The organism is Allobacillus halotolerans (genome assembly GCF_018967645.1).
Classification (GTDB): Bacteria; Bacillota; Bacilli; order Bacillales; family Alkalibacillaceae; genus Allobacillus; species Allobacillus halotolerans.
The window spans coordinates 137,668-153,897 of sequence record NZ_JAHLZF010000002.1 but is presented as its reverse complement, the minus strand read 5'-3'; the positions used below and the strand labels follow the sequence as shown (position 1 = coordinate 153,897).

At 40.4% G+C, this 16,230-nt stretch carries 15 protein-coding genes and 1 pseudogene; 9 read left to right on the top strand and 7 right to left on the bottom strand.

The features are described from left to right. Positions 1–12 precede the first annotated feature (12 nt). Both KQ486_RS02435 and KQ486_RS02430 read left to right on the top strand, forming a co-directional pair. Entirely contained in the window at positions 13–1,260 is a 1,248-nt protein-coding gene (locus KQ486_RS02435; RefSeq protein WP_144161167.1) for a hypothetical protein, read from the top strand. Between the two features lie 42 nt (positions 1,261–1,302). Then, positions 1,303–1,458: a hypothetical protein gene (locus tag KQ486_RS02430; RefSeq protein WP_186278540.1), complete on the top strand. Its 156-nt coding sequence runs from the start codon at positions 1,303–1,305 to the stop codon at positions 1,456–1,458. A 50-nt stretch (positions 1,459–1,508) separates the two neighbouring features. Here KQ486_RS02430 and KQ486_RS02425 read toward each other — a convergent pair whose 3' ends face one another. The 3 genes from KQ486_RS02425 to cshA form a co-directional block, all read right to left on the bottom strand. Continuing rightward, positions 1,509–2,438 carry a hypothetical protein gene (locus KQ486_RS02425; RefSeq protein ID WP_144161170.1) on the bottom strand — a complete coding sequence of 310 codons (930 nt, stop codon included), beginning with the start codon at positions 2,436–2,438 and terminating at the stop codon, positions 1,509–1,511. Beyond that, positions 2,428–2,979: an RNA polymerase sigma factor gene (locus KQ486_RS02420; RefSeq protein WP_255439710.1), complete on the bottom strand. Its 552-nt coding sequence runs from the start codon at positions 2,977–2,979 to the stop codon at positions 2,428–2,430. The genes KQ486_RS02425 and KQ486_RS02420 overlap by 11 nt, the downstream gene beginning before the upstream one ends. Positions 2,980–3,099: 120 nt before the next feature. Further along, positions 3,100–4,599: a degradosome RNA helicase CshA gene (gene cshA, locus KQ486_RS02415; RefSeq protein WP_144161172.1), complete on the bottom strand. Its 1,500-nt coding sequence runs from the start codon at positions 4,597–4,599 to the stop codon at positions 3,100–3,102. A 435-nt stretch (positions 4,600–5,034) separates the two neighbouring features. Between cshA and KQ486_RS02410 the strand changes: the two genes are divergently transcribed. The 6 genes from KQ486_RS02410 (at position 5,035) to rlmN (ending at position 11,747) form a co-directional block, all read left to right on the top strand. Beyond that, entirely contained in the window at positions 5,035–5,391 is a 357-nt protein-coding gene (locus KQ486_RS02410) for a YuzC family spore coat inner layer protein (protein ID WP_476286808.1), read from the top strand. Between the two features lie 113 nt (positions 5,392–5,504). Further along, entirely contained in the window at positions 5,505–6,689 is a 1,185-nt protein-coding gene (locus tag KQ486_RS02405; protein ID WP_216686675.1) for an acetyl-CoA C-acetyltransferase, read from the top strand. Positions 6,690–6,726: 37 nt separating this feature from the next. Further along, a complete protein-coding gene (locus tag KQ486_RS02400) occupies positions 6,727–7,953 on the top strand; it encodes a TraB/GumN family protein (RefSeq protein ID WP_216686674.1) in 1,227 nt (408 codons plus the stop codon). A gap of 20 nt (positions 7,954–7,973) precedes the next feature. Next, positions 7,974–9,251: a glucose-6-phosphate isomerase gene (locus KQ486_RS02395; protein WP_216686673.1), complete on the top strand. Its 1,278-nt coding sequence runs from the start codon at positions 7,974–7,976 to the stop codon at positions 9,249–9,251. 114 nt (positions 9,252–9,365) lie between these two features. After that, positions 9,366–10,538, top strand: a complete 1,173-nt coding sequence (locus KQ486_RS02390; protein WP_144161186.1) for a TraB/GumN family protein — start codon at positions 9,366–9,368, stop codon at positions 10,536–10,538. Between the two features lie 123 nt (positions 10,539–10,661). Next, positions 10,662–11,747 carry a dual-specificity RNA methyltransferase RlmN gene (gene rlmN, locus KQ486_RS02385; protein WP_144161189.1) on the top strand — a complete coding sequence of 362 codons (1,086 nt, stop codon included), beginning with the start codon at positions 10,662–10,664 and terminating at the stop codon, positions 11,745–11,747. A gap of 856 nt (positions 11,748–12,603) precedes the next feature. On the opposite strand, the gene KQ486_RS02380 is transcribed toward rlmN, so the two are convergent. Further along, on the bottom strand, positions 12,604–12,786 hold the full coding sequence (locus KQ486_RS02380) for an H-type small acid-soluble spore protein (protein WP_144161192.1): 183 nt from the start codon (positions 12,784–12,786) through the stop codon (positions 12,604–12,606). Between the two features lie 283 nt (positions 12,787–13,069). On the opposite strand from KQ486_RS02380, the gene KQ486_RS02375 reads away from it, so the two are divergent. Then, entirely contained in the window at positions 13,070–13,240 is a 171-nt protein-coding gene (locus KQ486_RS02375; protein ID WP_186278542.1) for a hypothetical protein, read from the top strand. A gap of 81 nt (positions 13,241–13,321) precedes the next feature. Here KQ486_RS02375 and KQ486_RS02370 read toward each other — a convergent pair. The 3 genes and pseudogenes from KQ486_RS02370 to KQ486_RS02360 all read right to left on the bottom strand — a co-directional run bounded on the left by KQ486_RS02370 (position 13,322) and on the right by KQ486_RS02360 (position 16,092). Continuing rightward, positions 13,322–13,761 (bottom strand): annotated as a pseudogene (locus KQ486_RS02370) (DUF3231 family protein). A gap of 152 nt (positions 13,762–13,913) precedes the next feature. Then, positions 13,914–15,167, bottom strand: coding sequence for an ABC transporter permease (locus KQ486_RS02365; RefSeq protein ID WP_144161195.1), 1,254 nt, complete (start codon positions 15,165–15,167; stop codon positions 13,914–13,916). Further along, positions 15,157–16,092, bottom strand: coding sequence for an ABC transporter ATP-binding protein (locus tag KQ486_RS02360; RefSeq protein WP_144161198.1), 936 nt, complete (start codon positions 16,090–16,092; stop codon positions 15,157–15,159). The genes KQ486_RS02365 and KQ486_RS02360 overlap by 11 nt, the downstream gene beginning before the upstream one ends. Between the last annotated feature and the right edge of the window lie 138 nt (positions 16,093–16,230).

Below are 16,230 nucleotides of genomic sequence, written 5' to 3'. Positions count from 1 at the left end.
GGTGGGACAATCATGACAGCCGAAGTATCAATTATGAATAAACATGGAATGTCTATGGCTGCCGACAGTGCTATTACAAGTGGCTTTGACGGTGTGCCAAAGGTTTATAATTCTGCAAACAAGCTATTTCCATTATCAAAGGAGCATCCGATTGGGTTTATGGTTTATGGCTCTGCTTCTTTTATGGAGATTCCATGGGAAGTCATTATTAAATCGTATCGGGACTATTTAGGTAATAAACGATTCAATAATGTACAAGATTATTTCGATGATTTCATGGACTTTTTACGTCAAGATATGCGGTTTAAAAACGAAGAACTTGAAGATATTATTGTTTATCGAACCTTTTCGGATTTACTCAAGCAAATGATTCGACGCGTCGAGACGGAAATGGAAGAAGAGGGCGATGAAGCGAGTGGTGAACAGAAGGCGAGAAAGCTACTTGAAGAAGAAGTCGATCAGCAGACAAAGGACTTTTTAACGGAAGAAGCAATATTGGATATGGACTATAAAGCATTTGAATCTGCTTTTTTTGATACTATTCAAGAAATTAAAGAAGAATACATCGACTTTGAAACGTCCAAAACATTTTCCAAAAAACTATGTCGCCTTGCATTTGAAAGCGTGAAGAATGATTTCTTCAGTCGTGGAAGCACAGGCTTCGTTATCGCTGGTTATGGGGAAGAAGAAATCTTTCCTCATTTATTGAATTATCGATTGGAAGGATTTGTTTTAGGCAAGTTGAAATACAAGTTATTGAAAGAGCGGAAAATTGATTATCGTCAAAACAAACATGATGGGACAGCAGTCATTGAGGCTTTTGCGCAACGCGAAATGGTCGATTCTTTTATGGTTGGCATTGAGCCACACATGGAAGAAACGATGTTTGGGATCATTGACCGTGTATTATCTGAGTATCCAGAAAAGATTCAACATCATTTAGGGATTGATTTGGACAAAAAACAGGTTAGTAACTTGAAAGAAATGGGTAATGAACTATATCACTCCATCAAAGATACGTTAGACGATTACCAAAGAAGAAACTACTTACAACCACTGTTGGGAATCGTTCGATCTTTGCCAAAGGATGAACTCGCCAATATGGCAGAAACGTTGATGAATTTAACGTCATTCAAGCGAAAATTAACGCGTGCTACGGAATCAGTTGGCCCGCCGATCGACGTAGCAGTCATATCGAAAGGTGACGGGTTTGTTTGGGTGAAAAGAAAAAGTTACTTTGATAAGGAACTGAATGAGTAGGTGTGTAAGGTTAAGTAAATTCTTCAGAGAGGAAGAAAACAAATGCCAAAGGAACAACAGAGGAATGACAAAAAGTTCTTCTCACTTTCATCAGAAGAGCGACAGGAGTTGGAAGCGGACGCGGTGAAAAGTAAAGAGAAAAAAGATGTGGCGAATCAAGTATTTGATAACTTAGATAAGAAAATGACGAAAAAATAAATTAGTATCGATAAAAATTCCCCAGCTTTCTTCTTAAGCTGGGGACTTTATTATTCACTGAATTGCATTTTCTGAATAAATTGATCGATGATCCATGGGAATGAACCGTCTCCCATAGCGCCAAACAACTGCGAGTCAATGGCATACACATCATTGCCATCTTCAACAATTGTTACATACCTCGTCAAATCTCCGTTTATATACATCGCATGAAATGATGACATGCCGATTTGTTCGTGTATATCCTTTTCTTCAAATCCTTGATTGAAAATGCTTTGTTCCCGCTCTTCAACTACCTGGTCAATCGTCAAACCTTCAAATTTCTCGACACGGATAAACGCATCCTCATACTGAATTTCATCCGATTCTCCGAAATCAGGATAGAAGTAATCAACCGGTTTGCCGTTTTCTTGTTCACTTTGATGGATCATCGGCTGGTGCACGTAAGAAGAATAGCCTAACTTTTCATTGATCGTCAATCGCATGGTAATTTGCTCTTTCATGCCTTCTGGATAAACCGTTTCAGTAATCGTATCTTCTCGATTTTGATACGGCTGAATTTCGGATGTTTCTTCAGCATCATCTTCGGTGTTTTGTTCGTCTGCAGTCGTGTCCGTTTCATCGGATTCCTTAGGTGATTCGTCCTCTGATTGACCATTATCTTCTTCACTCGGTTCAAGCGATTGGTTATTGTCTTCGTTTGGCGTTTCCTTGTCTTCATCCAGATCACCTGGCGTACTTACTTCTTGTAGCTCGTTAGGACCTGCTTCATCTGAGAAAAACAAGGAGCTAAAGAAAATTCCTCCGGCGAGTAGAGCGACGATTGAGGCAGCGATGACAGGGAGAAGTGTTCGTTTCTTTCGTCGGTCGTTCTCTTGCATAACCGCTTGAAAGATCTCTTTTGTTGAGGACTTGCTTGCTGCTTGTTTGTATTTATCGTTCAACCGTTCCATATGATGCTCAAGAGATTTATCCTTCATCAATGTAACCTCCTTCCTTCAATGCTTCCTTGAGTCTTTCTTTACCTCTCTTTAAGTGGGTTTTGATCGTTGCTTCCTTTGTTTTCGTGATGGCTGCTATTTCGTTAATCGATTGATCGTGAAAGTAGAACAAAACAATAGGTATTCGGTATTTATCTTCCATTTGTTGAATGGTGTTGTGTAATAGTTGCTCATTCTCAGAAAGAAAATGGTTTTCCACATACGATTCGATCGATGGCAGTTCCGAGAATTTTTTGCGTTTTTCCGACTCGCGCTTTTGTTTTTTAAAGAGGTCTTTCGAGACATTCAGTGTGATGCTATAAAGCCATGTTGAGAATTTCCCACGTGAGTATTTACTTAAAAATCGATAGACTTTAATGAAAACTTCTTGGGTAACATCCGCCAAATCGTCTTCTTGAACGCCGATTTGCCTAGCGAACCGTTCAATGGTTTTGTAATAAGCTTCAATTAGGTCGCGGAATGCTAGGTCATTTCCTTCCAATGCTTGGCGAATCAACTTTTTCTCTTGAATCTCATCCACGTTCTGTCCCCCTCTCGCTTATAAGACTGTCATTATTAATCATAAGTTTCATTTTTAATTCAGAATGGTCATTTACCCAACAATAAAAAAAGTGCCGACAGATGTCAGCACTTTCGATGTTTAGCGAGTAAATTTTCGTTGATTTTTAGAAGTTCTGCCGCGACCTTGGCCGCCGCCACTGCCACCGCGATTATTATTACCGCCGCGTCGGTCATTACGTCCTTGGTTTCCTCTGCCTCGGCCGCCACCACGGTTTCCTCGGTAGCTGTTGCCGCGATTGCCGCCGTATGATTTCTTGGCACGGATCGGCTCTACTGCGGTTAGTTTAACCGGTGCTTGATTTGGCTCTTTCGTTAATAATTTAATCGCTGCTGCGACAACGTCCACTGCATCTTCTTTAGATAAGATTTCTTCAGCGGAACGATGATATTTTTTGCTTTCATCTGTCCAAATCGTTTGCAGAAGGTCTTCTACTGCCGTTTCCTGAAGTCCTTCGACGACATCGGAATACGAAGGAATTGCTTTTTCTTCGATTTTCCGTTTGATCAATTTTTCAATGGATCGCAAGTGGTCAATCTCTCTAGGTGTTGCAAAAGAGTAGGCTTGACCTTTTTTCCCTGCCCGACCTGTACGACCGATACGGTGTACGTAGCTTTCCGGATCTTGAGGCAAATCGAAGTTATACACATGTGTAACTCCAGTAATATCAAGACCACGCGCTGCGACGTCGGTAGCGACAAGGATTTCTGTTGTTTGTTCTTTAAAGCGTGAAATGACTTTTTCACGTTTAGACTGTTGAATGTCACCGTGGATTCCTTCTGCAGAATAACCACGTTTCAGTAAACCACTTGTCAATTCATCGACACGTTTTTTCGTCCGACCGAAAATGATTGCTAAATCCGGTGACTCCGTATCTAATAATCTACATAGCGCATCGAATTTTGCGTTCTCTTTGACAACGAAGTAAAACTGATCGATATGATCGACGGTGAGTTGTTTTGCTTTTACACGGATCATTTCTGGTTCATTCATGAATCTTTCTGCAAGATTCTGAATCCGTTTCGGCATTGTTGCCGAGAAAAGCAATGTTTGGTGTTCTTGTTTAATTTCTGCTAAAATCGCTTCGATATCTTCAATGAAACCCATATTCAACATTTCATCTGCTTCATCCAATACAGCTGTACGGATGCCATCCAAACGAATGGTTTTGCGACGAATGTGGTCCAATAAGCGGCCAGGTGTTGCTGCGACTAATTGTGGACGTCGTTTCAACGCACGAATCTGTCGTTGAATATCTTGTCCTCCGTAAACTGGAACGGTATGCACGTTTTTATGCTGTCCAATCCGGTTTAATTCCTCAGCAACTTGGATTGCTAATTCACGTGTTGGGGCAATGACAATTCCTTGAATAGAACGGTTGCTTGGGTCAATATTTTGGATCATCGGCACCCCGAAAGCAGTCGTTTTACCCGTACCTGTTTGCGCTTGTCCGATCATGTCTTTACCGGCTAGAGCGGTTGGGATTGCTTGCTCCTGAATTGGCGTAGCTGACTCAAATCCCATTTCGGCAAGCGACTTCAAAACACTTGCTTCAATGTTTAATTCGTTAAATGTTTTCAAACTTTTTCCTCCTATAATGTAAAATGCCTAATATCTATTATCTCCATAAAAAAATAGCACATGCTGAATTAGGCGAAAAAGTGTTACTTCCATTTTCAGCTGTAACTATCCAATCGTTGTTGTTAAGAACCTATCAGACGTCTAAGTATAACCTGGCAAGTGATGGAAAGTCAATTAAAAGCATTTGTATGCGCTTAAGCGAAATGCTTAATATCGGATCCTGTAGGGAATGATTTTAATAAAAGGATAGGAGGGTATGATCGATGGATTCTGTGAAAAGAAAGTTGAACTGTATTATCTCTCAGAACACGTTGTTGATTGTCTTTACCGTCATTCATCATTTATTTGTGTGGAATCACCTGCGTAAAAATAAGTAATATGGCAAAGCCAGCTGCATAAGATAACAGTAGAAAAGGGAGGTCGATGAGAGTGGTCATGAATGGAAACCCAACGTACTGGACACCTGTTTTCCGGCAACAAAGTCCAGATCAGCAATATCAATATCCTGAAGTTCAGCCACAAGCATTTCAGACGTCGTCCTCCCAAATGACTCGATTGATTAAAGATGCTGATCGCCTGACAACGGCCATTACTGACTCGGAATCTCATGCTCGTGCGATTATGGGAGCTGCTCAGAGAAATGACCATGAAACGGTGGTTTCTTTATTGGGTCAATCACTCGAATCTTCCGTTTGCTCGGTGAAATACACGCCGACGGAATTAGAAGTGCAACTCAACGCCAAGGAAGAAGGGGAACGAGGAAGACTGACATTACAATATATATGGGAATAGCAATAGAAAATCTCGCTGTGAATGTCACAGGGGGATTTTTTTATGAGCAGAAATTCAATCATAAATAAGGTATGATAGGAAGTAGGATAATTTTACATACTAAGGGGGATATTATGAAACCAATTTATTTAATTGATGGTGCACGTACGGCATTTGGAACATTTGGCGGTTCATTGAAATCCGAACAGGCGGATGACTTGGGTGCTGTTACAGCAAGGGAAGCCTTGAAAAGGTCGAATGTAAGCGAAGAGCAGATCGATCATATTGTTTATGGTAACGTCATTCATTCTCATACCAATGCAGCTTATTTGGCAAGACATATTGGTCTGAAAGCAGGCATCCCACAAGAGGTGCCAGCATTAACGTTAAACCGGTTGTGCGGATCAGGTGCACAGTCCATTATTTCAGCAGTCCAATCCTTAATGGTTGGTGACGGTGAGATCGCCTTAGCTGGTGGAGCGGAAAATATGTCGATGGCTCCTTTCGCCAATTTCGAACAACGATTCGGCGGCAAAAAAATGGGAACGTTGAAGTTTGAGGACATGCTGATGAGTACGTTAACAGATGAATATGCGGGAAGCGGCATGGGATTGACTGCTGAAAAGCTTGCGGAACAGTATGAAATTTCTCGAGAAGAACAGGATGCTTTTGCACTCGAGAGTCAGCAAAGAGCTGATGCAGCGAGAGATTCAGGGCGTTTTTCCGAAGAGATTGTTCCTTATGAAGTGAAAACGAGAAAAGGTTCAATTATTTTTGAACAAGATGAACATATCAAAGCGGATGCAACGACAGAGGAAATGGCTCAGCTCAAACCATCTTTCAAAAAAGATGGCACGGTAACAGCTGGAAACGCGAGCGGCATCAATGATGGGGCAGCTTCTGTCATCGTCGCAACTGAATCAGCTGTAGAAAAACATCAATTACAACCGATGGCAAAGATCGTTTCGTGGGGGATTGCAGGAGTAGACCCGACGATTATGGGGATCGGCCCAGTTCCTGCAATCAAACAAGCGTTGAAGCGTGCTGACATGAGCTTGGAAGATATGGATGTAATTGAAGTCAACGAGGCATTTGCCGCTCAATATTTAGCCGTTGAAAAAGAACTCGGATTGGATCGTGCAAAAACCAATGTGAATGGGGGAGCGATTGCGCTCGGGCATCCAGTTGGTGTGAGTGGAACACGATTGGTATTGAGCTTGGCATATGAATTAAAGAGACAGAATAAGCGCTATGGCGTTGCGAGCCTTTGTATCGGCGGTGGCCAAGGGATTGCAGTCGTTATTGAAAATGTTCAATAAGAAAGATATCTAAAGCTTTTAATGAAGGAGAGTTCATGTGAAGATTTTGAAGCCCATTCTATTCCTGCTCACATTCTTCTTGCTTGTTGCTTGCCAATCGGAAACAGAAGTGAATTTTGCCGATCAACAGTTGGAAGAAGCAATCCGAGCTGAAGTAGATCAACCTGAAGATGAATTGTATTTATCGGACGTACGTGATTTAAAAACGTTAGATCTGTCTGCAAAAGCAATTGAAGATTTAGATGGCATTGAAGCGCTCGAATCAATCGAAGAAATCAATTTAACAGATAATGAGATTACCGATGTAGAGCCGTTAACAACGATGCCCGAATTGAAAGAAGTTAAGCTGACCGGTAATCCATTGGAAGAAGAAGCAATCACAGAATTGGAAGAGAACGGTATTGAAGTAGCTTTCGAAATAGAACAAGTCGGTTTGCCTGATGGACCGGGAGGATTTTTATGGAAGGTCGAGAATGGTGACACTACAGTTTACCTTCAAGGGACGGTCCATTTAGGTGAGCCGGATCTTTTCCCGATGCATGAAAAAATCGAGCAAGCTTATGTAGAATCCGATGTCGTCGTGCCGGAGATTGATTTGTTTAATGTTGAAATGGCTGAAATGAACAAACTACAAATGGAGTTGGGAACATACCAAGATGAAACAAATCTAGAAGACCATCTTCCTGAAGAGACTTATCAAGAAGTAGAAACGTTTTTCATGGACAGAGGCTTTCCAATGGGTGTCATCGATACGTATAAACCATGGCTCGTATCAAACATGGTCTCCCAATTGATGGTACAAGAACTTGGATTTACTGAAGGTGTCGATATGTATTTCTTATCGAAAGCGCAGGCGGACGACAAAGAAATCATCGCTTTGGAAACACCGAGAGACCAGCTCGGGATCTTTGCGGATTTGTCGATGGACTATCAAGTGCAAATGTTGGAAGAGTCACTGATTGATATCAACACATATGAGCAAGACTTGCAGCAGTTAATTGATATTTATAAATCGGGAAATGTCGATGACTTATTGGATGTTTTATTTGAAACAGATGCTGCCATGAGTGTGGAGGAAGAAGCTTACATGGAAGCATTGAATGATAACCGAAACTACGGAATGGCAGAGGAAATCACCAAGTTTCTCGAATCAGGAGAAGACCAAACCTACTTTGTCATTGTCGGAAGTTTACATTTGATTCTAGAACCTCATGTCATCTCCATATTGGAAGAAGAAGGTTATGAGGTCGAACATATTCATTAAAAGCAGTCGGAGGGAATAAGATGATTCAGCTGACTTATTCAGGTGATGAACAACAGATCATCAATGAACGCAAAGAATCTTTACAACAAACCCACGCCAATTTATATGATAAAAAAGGCGCGGGGTCAGAATTTCTCGGTTGGCTGGATTGGCCAAGCCAACTGAGTGAACCATTTTTGAATAGAATGAACGAAACTGCCGACACGATCCGTAAGCAAGCAAATGTGCTTGTTGTCATCGGAATCGGCGGTTCTTATCTAGGAGCAAAGGCAGTGATTGAAGCCTTGTCGTCATATTTTTCCAACGACAATGATTTCGAAGTTCTTTTTGCGGGCCATCAGGTAAGCGGTGCATACTTAAAAGAACTTTTGGCATACATCAACGATAAAGAAGTTGCGGTTAATGTCATCTCGAAATCAGGCACAACGACAGAGCCGGCGATTGCTTTTCGTTTTCTTCAGCAATATATGGAAGAACGATATGGTGATGAAGCGGCTTCGCGGATTTATGTCACGACGGATGAAAAGAAAGGTGCTTTGCTCGAAGTCTCAAAAGAAAAAGGCTACGACCGCTTTGTCGTTCCAGACGATATCGGTGGACGGTATTCCGTATTTACAGCAGTTGGCTTATTACCGATCGCGAGTGCAGGATTTTCAATTGATGAATTGATTGCTGGTGCGAAAGAAGCGGAACAAGCATACAAGTCGTTCGATGTGGACCAAAACCCAGCAATTCGTTATGCAGCGATCCGTCATGCTCTTTACCAGGAAGGATACAAGACGGAAGTACAAGCAACCTTTGAACCGAAGATGAATTACGTTCAAGAATGGTGGAAGCAATTATTCGGAGAAAGTGAAGGCAAGCAAGGAAAAGGAATTTTCCCTGTATCCGTTTCTTATACGACGGACTTGCATTCATTGGGACAATATATTCAAGATGGCGAAAGAAACCTATTTGAATCCTTTATCGTGTTTGATGAAGTCGATCAAGATTTGACGATTGCTGAAAAAGAGAATAATGCAGATCAGCTCAACTACTTGGCAGGACGTAGCTTACATGAGTTTAATGAAAAGGCTTATCAAGGTGTTTCTGAGGCTCACTTGGCCGGAGACGTTCCCCAGATTGGCTTACGCATGAAAAAATTAGACGTTCACCACATTGGTCATTTGCTTTATTTTTACATGCTCGCCTGTGCGTATTCCGGTTATTTATTGGATGTTAATCCGTTTGACCAACCGGGTGTTGAAGATTATAAAACGAAGATCTTTGAATTACTTGGGAAGCCAGGTTACGTATAAGCTTACAGGAAATCAAAAGTATTTTTAAAAAAGAGCCCCATTCCTTTCTAGGGACGGGCTCTTTTGTGGTAAAATGAAGAGGTTATTTGAAATTTTATTTAAAGGAAGTCGCTTATGTCAGAAGAAAATATAACGCGCATAGAGTTAGACGGGAAAGAGATCATCCTCATAGGTACAGCACATGTCTCGAAACAAAGCGCTCTACAAGTGAAAGAAGTAATCGAAGCGGAGCAACCGGACTCTGTTTGTGTCGAGTTAGACGCACAGCGCTATGAATCCGTGAAAGATAAAAACAAGTGGCAAAACATGGACATTTTTAAAGTCGTCAAGGAAAAGAAAGCGACACTGTTATTAATGAACATGATGATTTCATCATTTCAAAATCGCGTTGCTAAGCAATTTGGAATCCAGCCAGGCCAGGAAATGATTCAAGGGATTGAATCAGCCAATGAAACCGGAGCCGAGCTTGTACTCGCCGATCGGAATATCCAAACGACCTTTTCGCGTATTTGGCGGAATATTGGTCTTTCAGGACGCGCAAAGTTAATGATGAGTATCTTTTACAGTATTTTTAATAAAGAAGAGATTTCCGAAGAAGAACTGGAAAAAATGAAATCCCAAGACATGTTGAATTCCGTCATGGAGGAGTTTACGAGAGAGTTTCCACGTTTAAAGACACCATTAATTGATGAACGCGATCAATATTTGGCTCAAAAGATCAAAACAGCCCCAGGTGATAAAGTGGTTGCTGTATTAGGTGCAGCACATGTTCCTGGGATTACAAAAGAGATCCATCAAGAAAATGATTTGAAGCAACTTTCTGAGGTTCCGAAAAAGTCGAAAGTGCCAAAGATTATCGGTTGGTCGATTCCGATCATTATTTTATCCGTGATCGCCTACACATTTTATATGAATCCATCAGCCGGTTGGCAACAAACCATTAGTTGGATCCTATGGAACGGTGGATTATCTGCTTTAGGTGCAGCCATCGCTTTAGGGCACCCACTGACGGTATTGACTGCATTTTTGGCGGCACCATTCAGCTCATTGAACCCGTTATTGGCAGCGGGTTGGTTTGCGGGCATTGTCCAAGCGTTGATCCGGAAGCCGCATGTGTCAGATTTTGAGACCCTACCGGATGATGTGCTTTCCGTAAAAGGATTTTGGGACAATAAAGTCACACGTATTTTGTTGATTGTCGTGTTGGCAAACATCGGTAGCTCAATCGGAACATTTATCGGTGGCGCTGATGTCTTACGTGTTTTCTTTGATAATCTACTTTCATAATGGAAAAATTCCTGGTGATCCGTGTTGGTTTCCAGGGATTTTTTGTTTGTTATGAGTTGATTATTCGCGCAACATTCAGTAGTATTGACAAAGGAAATAAGCAAATTCGAAAAGAGGGTAAGCATGCAAAAACCATCTATTTATGGTTTGACATATAATGATTTGCAAGATTGGTTAGTTGAGAATGGTGAAAAACGTTTTCGTGCATCCCAAGTGTGGGACTGGCTTTATAAGAAACGAATTAAACGTTTTGAAGATATGAAAAATGTGAATAAAGAATGCATTGAACTGCTTGAAGAAAATTTCGAGGTACAAGCATTGGAACAAGTGATCAAGCAGGAGTCCAAGGACGGAACCATCAAATTTCTATTTGAACTCCCTGATGGAAACCATATCGAAACGGTTTTAATGCGTTTCAACTATGGATTATCGGTTTGTGTAACGACACAAGTCGGCTGTAATATTGGTTGTTCTTTTTGTGCCAGTGGACTGCTTCGAAAAAATCGCGATCTAACGAGCGGTGAAATTGTTGAGCAAATTATGAATGTACAACATCATCTTGATCAGCAACAAAAGGATGAGCGGGTTAGCCATATCGTTGTGATGGGAATCGGTGAACCGTTTGATAACTATGACAACACGATGAAGTTCTTAAATATCGTGAACGACCAAAAAGGTCTATCCATAGGAGCTCGTCACATCACCGTTTCAACGAGTGGTTTAGCGGATAAAATTTATCAATTCGCTGATGAGCAATCTCAAGTCAACTTGGCGCTATCCATTCACGCACCAAACAATGAATTGCGTACACGTATCATGAAGATCAACAAAGCGTATCCGCTTGAAAAATTAATGCCAGCCATCGATTATTATTTAGAAAAAACAAATCGACGTATCACATTTGAATATATTTTACTGCATGATGTGAATGATCATCCTGAAGAAGCAAGACAACTAGTCAAACTGCTGAAGGATAAAAAGCATCTGTCCTATGTTAACTTGATTCCATACAACCCGGTTGAAGAGCATAATCAATACGAACGAAGCCGTAAAGAAAACATTCTTAAGTTTTATGAAATTTTACTCGAAAATGGAATCCAATGCGGTGTACGAGTTGAACAGGGAACAGACATTGATGCAGCATGTGGACAATTACGAAGCAAGCAAATCAAAAAAGAAAAAGCACGGAAGAAAAAAGAAACGGTATAATGATTGAAGGAAAACAGCTGAGCAATCAGCTGTTTTTTTATATTATACGTCGATTCGATGAACATTGCTGAGTGTTACATTACAACGACGCACATCGGCTTTTGATTTTGTAGTAGTCTACTTCTAAACGCCTGAATGGTGCAAAAAAGAGTGAAAAGGTCCTTCCAAAATTCCGTTGGTCACATAAAAATCAAAAGTGGGTGCATATATTCTGCTCACGGGCTCATATCTCGCCAGGCAGGTCGCATATACACAGCATTAGGAGCATATCTTGCCAGGTTGGACGCATATTTCTTGGAATTGGGTTCATATATATAAATCATGCTAATCATTCTCCTCTAAAATTCCGAAGGGCGCATAAAAATCAAAAGTGGGTGCATATATTCTGCTCACGGGCTCATATCTCGCCAGGCCGGTCGCATATACACAGCATTAGGCGGCATATCTTGCCAGGTTGGGCACATATTTCCTGGAATTGGGCTCATATATATAAATCATGCTAATCATTTTCCTCTAAAATTCCGATGGGCGCATAAAAATCAAAAGTGAGTGCATATATCCTGCTCACGGGCTCATATCTCGTCTGGTCGGTCGCATTTATACAGCATCAGGCGGCATATCTCGCCAGGTTGGGCGCATATTTCCTGGAATTGGGTTCATATATTTAAATCGTGCTACTCATTTTCCTCTAAAATTTCAATGGCGCATATCTCTTGGGGTTGAGCTCGACACTCGGTTGAAGGGAGAAACGATGAAACGTCACCAAATGAAATTGATCAATAACCTAAAAAATCTGGGCCGATTCAGGCCCAGATTTTTTTATATGAACTCAAGGGGGAGAGAGAACATAGCGTGATTATTCTTTTTCTTCCAAGTCTTGTACTTTCACCTCTAAATCCTTATCGACGTCTTCTAAATAATTAATGACGGCTGTTTGTTTTTCTTCATCGACATGTTTGATATAGACGCGTTCGCCGTTATATTCAACATGCTTCATATCCGGTAAGTCAGAAACTTCTTGTGCACGGATAACATTCATGCATTAGCCTCCTTTAAAGGATGTTAGAGATAGCTGCATCATGTTATTGATCGCTATATTTATATATTACCCATTATTTGTTTATCTAAAACAGCTATAATTTTTATAAATCACTTTTTAACGTTAAAGTAAAAATGCGTTTTGAGTATATGGCAGAATGGTGAAGAAATTAGAATAAATCGTATGTATATGAGCAATAAGGTTGTAATAATGGCCAAATTTGGTATGATATAATTAGAAACAAAAATATATAACGTTTAAGGGAGAAAGGGGTTTGATGATAATGACAACATCATTAATCATTGTATCGCTCTCAGTATTTTCCACATTATTCGTGTTGTACGCGGTGGATAGCTTGGTGACTCAAGTGAGAAATCGCAGAAATGATACCAATACAACACTTCCAATAGATCAAGCACATCCAAATTTAGATATGGAACTAGGACATCGATAAAATAAATTTAAATATAAATAGAAAAGAACTGGACGGAATCATTCCCGTCCAGTTCTTTTGCGTCTACGAGCCGATGCAGAATCAACAATCATCCGCTTTATGATGATGTAAAGGAGGTGGGACTAACCATCCTTTATCTTTTTTCAAACGAAGGACCTTTGCACCGAGTTGAGCCTTTTGCGTATGGAATTGTCCAAACAGCATGCCGATATCTTCCCGAATCGATTCGCCCATGATTGTACTGCATGCTATTAACCCAGCAGCAATATGTGCCGATAAAGCGGCAGTGATTTCTGGGTCTTGAAAACGTGCCCCAATGGGAATATCATTTAAAGAAGCTTTTGGACGTTCCGGTGGTGTTGGAGGCAGTCCAATTCCATTTTCCTTTAATAGCGCTTCAATTTGTTTACTTTCACGTTGTCCTGCTTCAATTGCTTCTTCCAATAACTTTTTTAAATCTTCATCACCAGCATGATTTAACTAATTGGCTCATTTGTTGGATTGCCACTTAATACGCCCATAAACACACTCCTTAATTTATTGAGATCCATCCATCTTCTCCTTACTTAAAAAAAGAAATACAGATATATTGTTTGAACAAACATCAGAAACTATTCGAGCAGCAATTGAAAATAAAAAAAGGACGAAGAATTTTTTCTTCGTCCTTAAATCGTTACGAACGTAACCATTTCCAAATTTCAGGTAGTGTAGCATTTTTACCGTAAATCAGGATGCCGATTCTAAAGATCTTACCGGCTAACTTCATGAGTAACCAGATAGAGACAATCAAAATGGCAAGACTGATGAAAATTTGAACCCATGGCCATTCGTCCAATATCGATAACCGAAGGATCATGATACCAGGTGATGTAAATGGAATATAAGATAAAACTTGCGATAGCATGCCTTCTGGATTTGTAAGAACCGGGCCAATAAAAATGAATGGTAACCAAGGAATCATGAAAACAAAACCTTGGAAGTTGCTTCCGCTAGATGAGTCTTCTAATGTAGCACCGAGTCCGACAAAAATCGACGCAAACATCAGGTAACCCAAAATAGCAATAAGAAGGAATAATAACAATTCAGGGACAAGTAAGTATTCGATAATCGGATAATCGACTAAGGCTAGCGCAACTGGTGCAGCCATTCCAATCCAAACCGTCACTTGTAAAATTCCTAAAACGAAATAACCAATAATTTTCCCTTGCATCAATTCACCCGCCGTAACGGAAGATAAAATGATCTCCGCCACTTTCTCTTTCTTTTCTTCTGAGGCGCTTTGGAAAACCATCATACCGGTAATGGCGATGGAGAAAAGAACAAGTCCAGCAAAGACACCCGGAACAAACTTTTGTAAAAAGTATTCGATTCCTTGTGATTGTGCTTCACCAGCGTCAGTACCTGCTTCCATTGTCACTTCATTTTGGTTGAATGTAATTGGATTCATGGCTGTCTGGATCTCTGATTCGTCTAAACCTGTTCGCTCAAGCTGAATATAGCGAAGTGGCTGCTCAAATAGCTGCACTTCATATTGAAAACTCTCAGGAACTTCTTCTGAGGTATAATAATCAACTGTTCCACTCTGCAAGGCAGATTCATCTAGATGTATATAAACGGACCGTGTTTCATCTTCAAGCGTTGTAGCCATCTCATCAGATGATTCATCTGTAAGCTCAACATCCCAATGAAGGTCTCCACCTTCACTCAGCATCGGTTCCAGTTGATCCCACACTCCAATTTCATCATTCAGGTAGACAGTTGTTTGTGCTGGTTCACTGTCTTGGTCTTCGCCTGAATCACTAAGTAGTGTTGGAACGGTTGCGAAGATCGCAAAAATAATCGGTGTTAAAAACAATGAAATTAAAAAAGATTTGCTTTTAAGGTTTCTTCTGATTTCCCATTTGGCGACTTTCCAACTATTTCGCATCAACTACACCTGCTTCCTGTGCTAAACTACTGTCTGTCGCAATATCGACAAAGATTTCATGGAGTGAAATACGATCGACGCTCAGCTCTTGAATATCTAATGTACTCGGTAATTGTTTGATCCAATCGTTGACCTGCACATCGGAAGACAAGTATAAAATGGAAATGTCATCTTGCTGTTCAATTCGCTCAACTTGATTGATCTTTTCTAAGAGAGAACGATCATTATTACCGTGAATCGTACATTTAAAGTTCGCATATTGTGCCTTCACTTCATCCATAGAACCATAAATAACTTTTTGACCACGATGGATTAAAAACAACCGATCACACATTTCTTCTACTAAGTTCATTTGGTGAGAACTTAGCAATATAGCGGTTCCTTTTTTGGCAAGGTCTTTGATCTCTTGCTTGAAAACTTCTTGACTGACAGGATCCAATCCGGAGAATGGTTCATCCAAAATCAATAACTCCGGTTCATGAATAATGGATCCAATAAACTGAACTTTTTGGCCCATTCCTTTGGATAGTTCATCGACAGAAACATTCTCTTTTCCTTCAAGATCAAATTTTTTCAAATAAGCGAGTGCACGTTCCTTGGCTTTATCCAATGGATAATCTTTCAACTCCGCAAAATAAAGTAAGATGTCCATTACCTTAACCTTTTTATAAAGTCCGCGCTCTTCAGGCAAATACCCGATCTTGTGCCTCGGCACCTCGCCTTGCGCATGATTGTGAAATGTGACTGTACCCTCATCAGGCAATAGGATGCCCATAATACTACGGATTGTAGTCGACTTACCAGCACCATTTGGTCCAAGAACCGCCATGATTTCACCTTTATGTACATCAAAGTCGATATTCTTTACTACCCGCGTATTTTTAAACGACTTACCTAATCCTTTAACGCTTAATATTTCATTCACAAAATTTCCCTCCCCCGATAACTTATTCATTATGTTATGAATGATATGTCACTAACTAAACATTGTATCAAAAAAATTGAAGTTGTAGGGAATTTTTTAAAAATTTAATTAGTAGAGGGATTGTTTGTCTCAATGAAC

Excerpts from the sequence above, each read along its gene's own strand:
- KQ486_RS02435 (WP_144161167.1), top strand. The coding sequence starts at position 13 with ATGACAGCCGAAGTATCAATTATGAATAAACATGGAATGTCTATGGCT.
- KQ486_RS02430 (WP_186278540.1), top strand. The coding sequence starts at position 1,303 with ATGCCAAAGGAACAACAGAGGAATGACAAAAAGTTCTTCTCACTTTCA.
- KQ486_RS02425 (WP_144161170.1), bottom strand. The coding sequence starts at position 2,438 with ATGAAGGATAAATCTCTTGAGCATCATATGGAACGGTTGAACGATAAA.
- KQ486_RS02410 (WP_476286808.1), top strand. The coding sequence starts at position 5,035 with ATGAATGGAAACCCAACGTACTGGACACCTGTTTTCCGGCAACAAAGT.
- KQ486_RS02405 (WP_216686675.1), top strand. The coding sequence starts at position 5,505 with ATGAAACCAATTTATTTAATTGATGGTGCACGTACGGCATTTGGAACA.
- KQ486_RS02395 (WP_216686673.1), top strand. The coding sequence starts at position 7,974 with ATGATTCAGCTGACTTATTCAGGTGATGAACAACAGATCATCAATGAA.
- KQ486_RS02390 (WP_144161186.1), top strand. The coding sequence starts at position 9,366 with ATGTCAGAAGAAAATATAACGCGCATAGAGTTAGACGGGAAAGAGATC.
- rlmN (WP_144161189.1), top strand. The coding sequence starts at position 10,662 with ATGCAAAAACCATCTATTTATGGTTTGACATATAATGATTTGCAAGAT.
- KQ486_RS02380 (WP_144161192.1), bottom strand. The coding sequence starts at position 12,786 with ATGAATGTTATCCGTGCACAAGAAGTTTCTGACTTACCGGATATGAAG.
- KQ486_RS02375 (WP_186278542.1), top strand. The coding sequence starts at position 13,070 with ATGACAACATCATTAATCATTGTATCGCTCTCAGTATTTTCCACATTA.
- KQ486_RS02365 (WP_144161195.1), bottom strand. The coding sequence starts at position 15,167 with ATGCGAAATAGTTGGAAAGTCGCCAAATGGGAAATCAGAAGAAACCTT.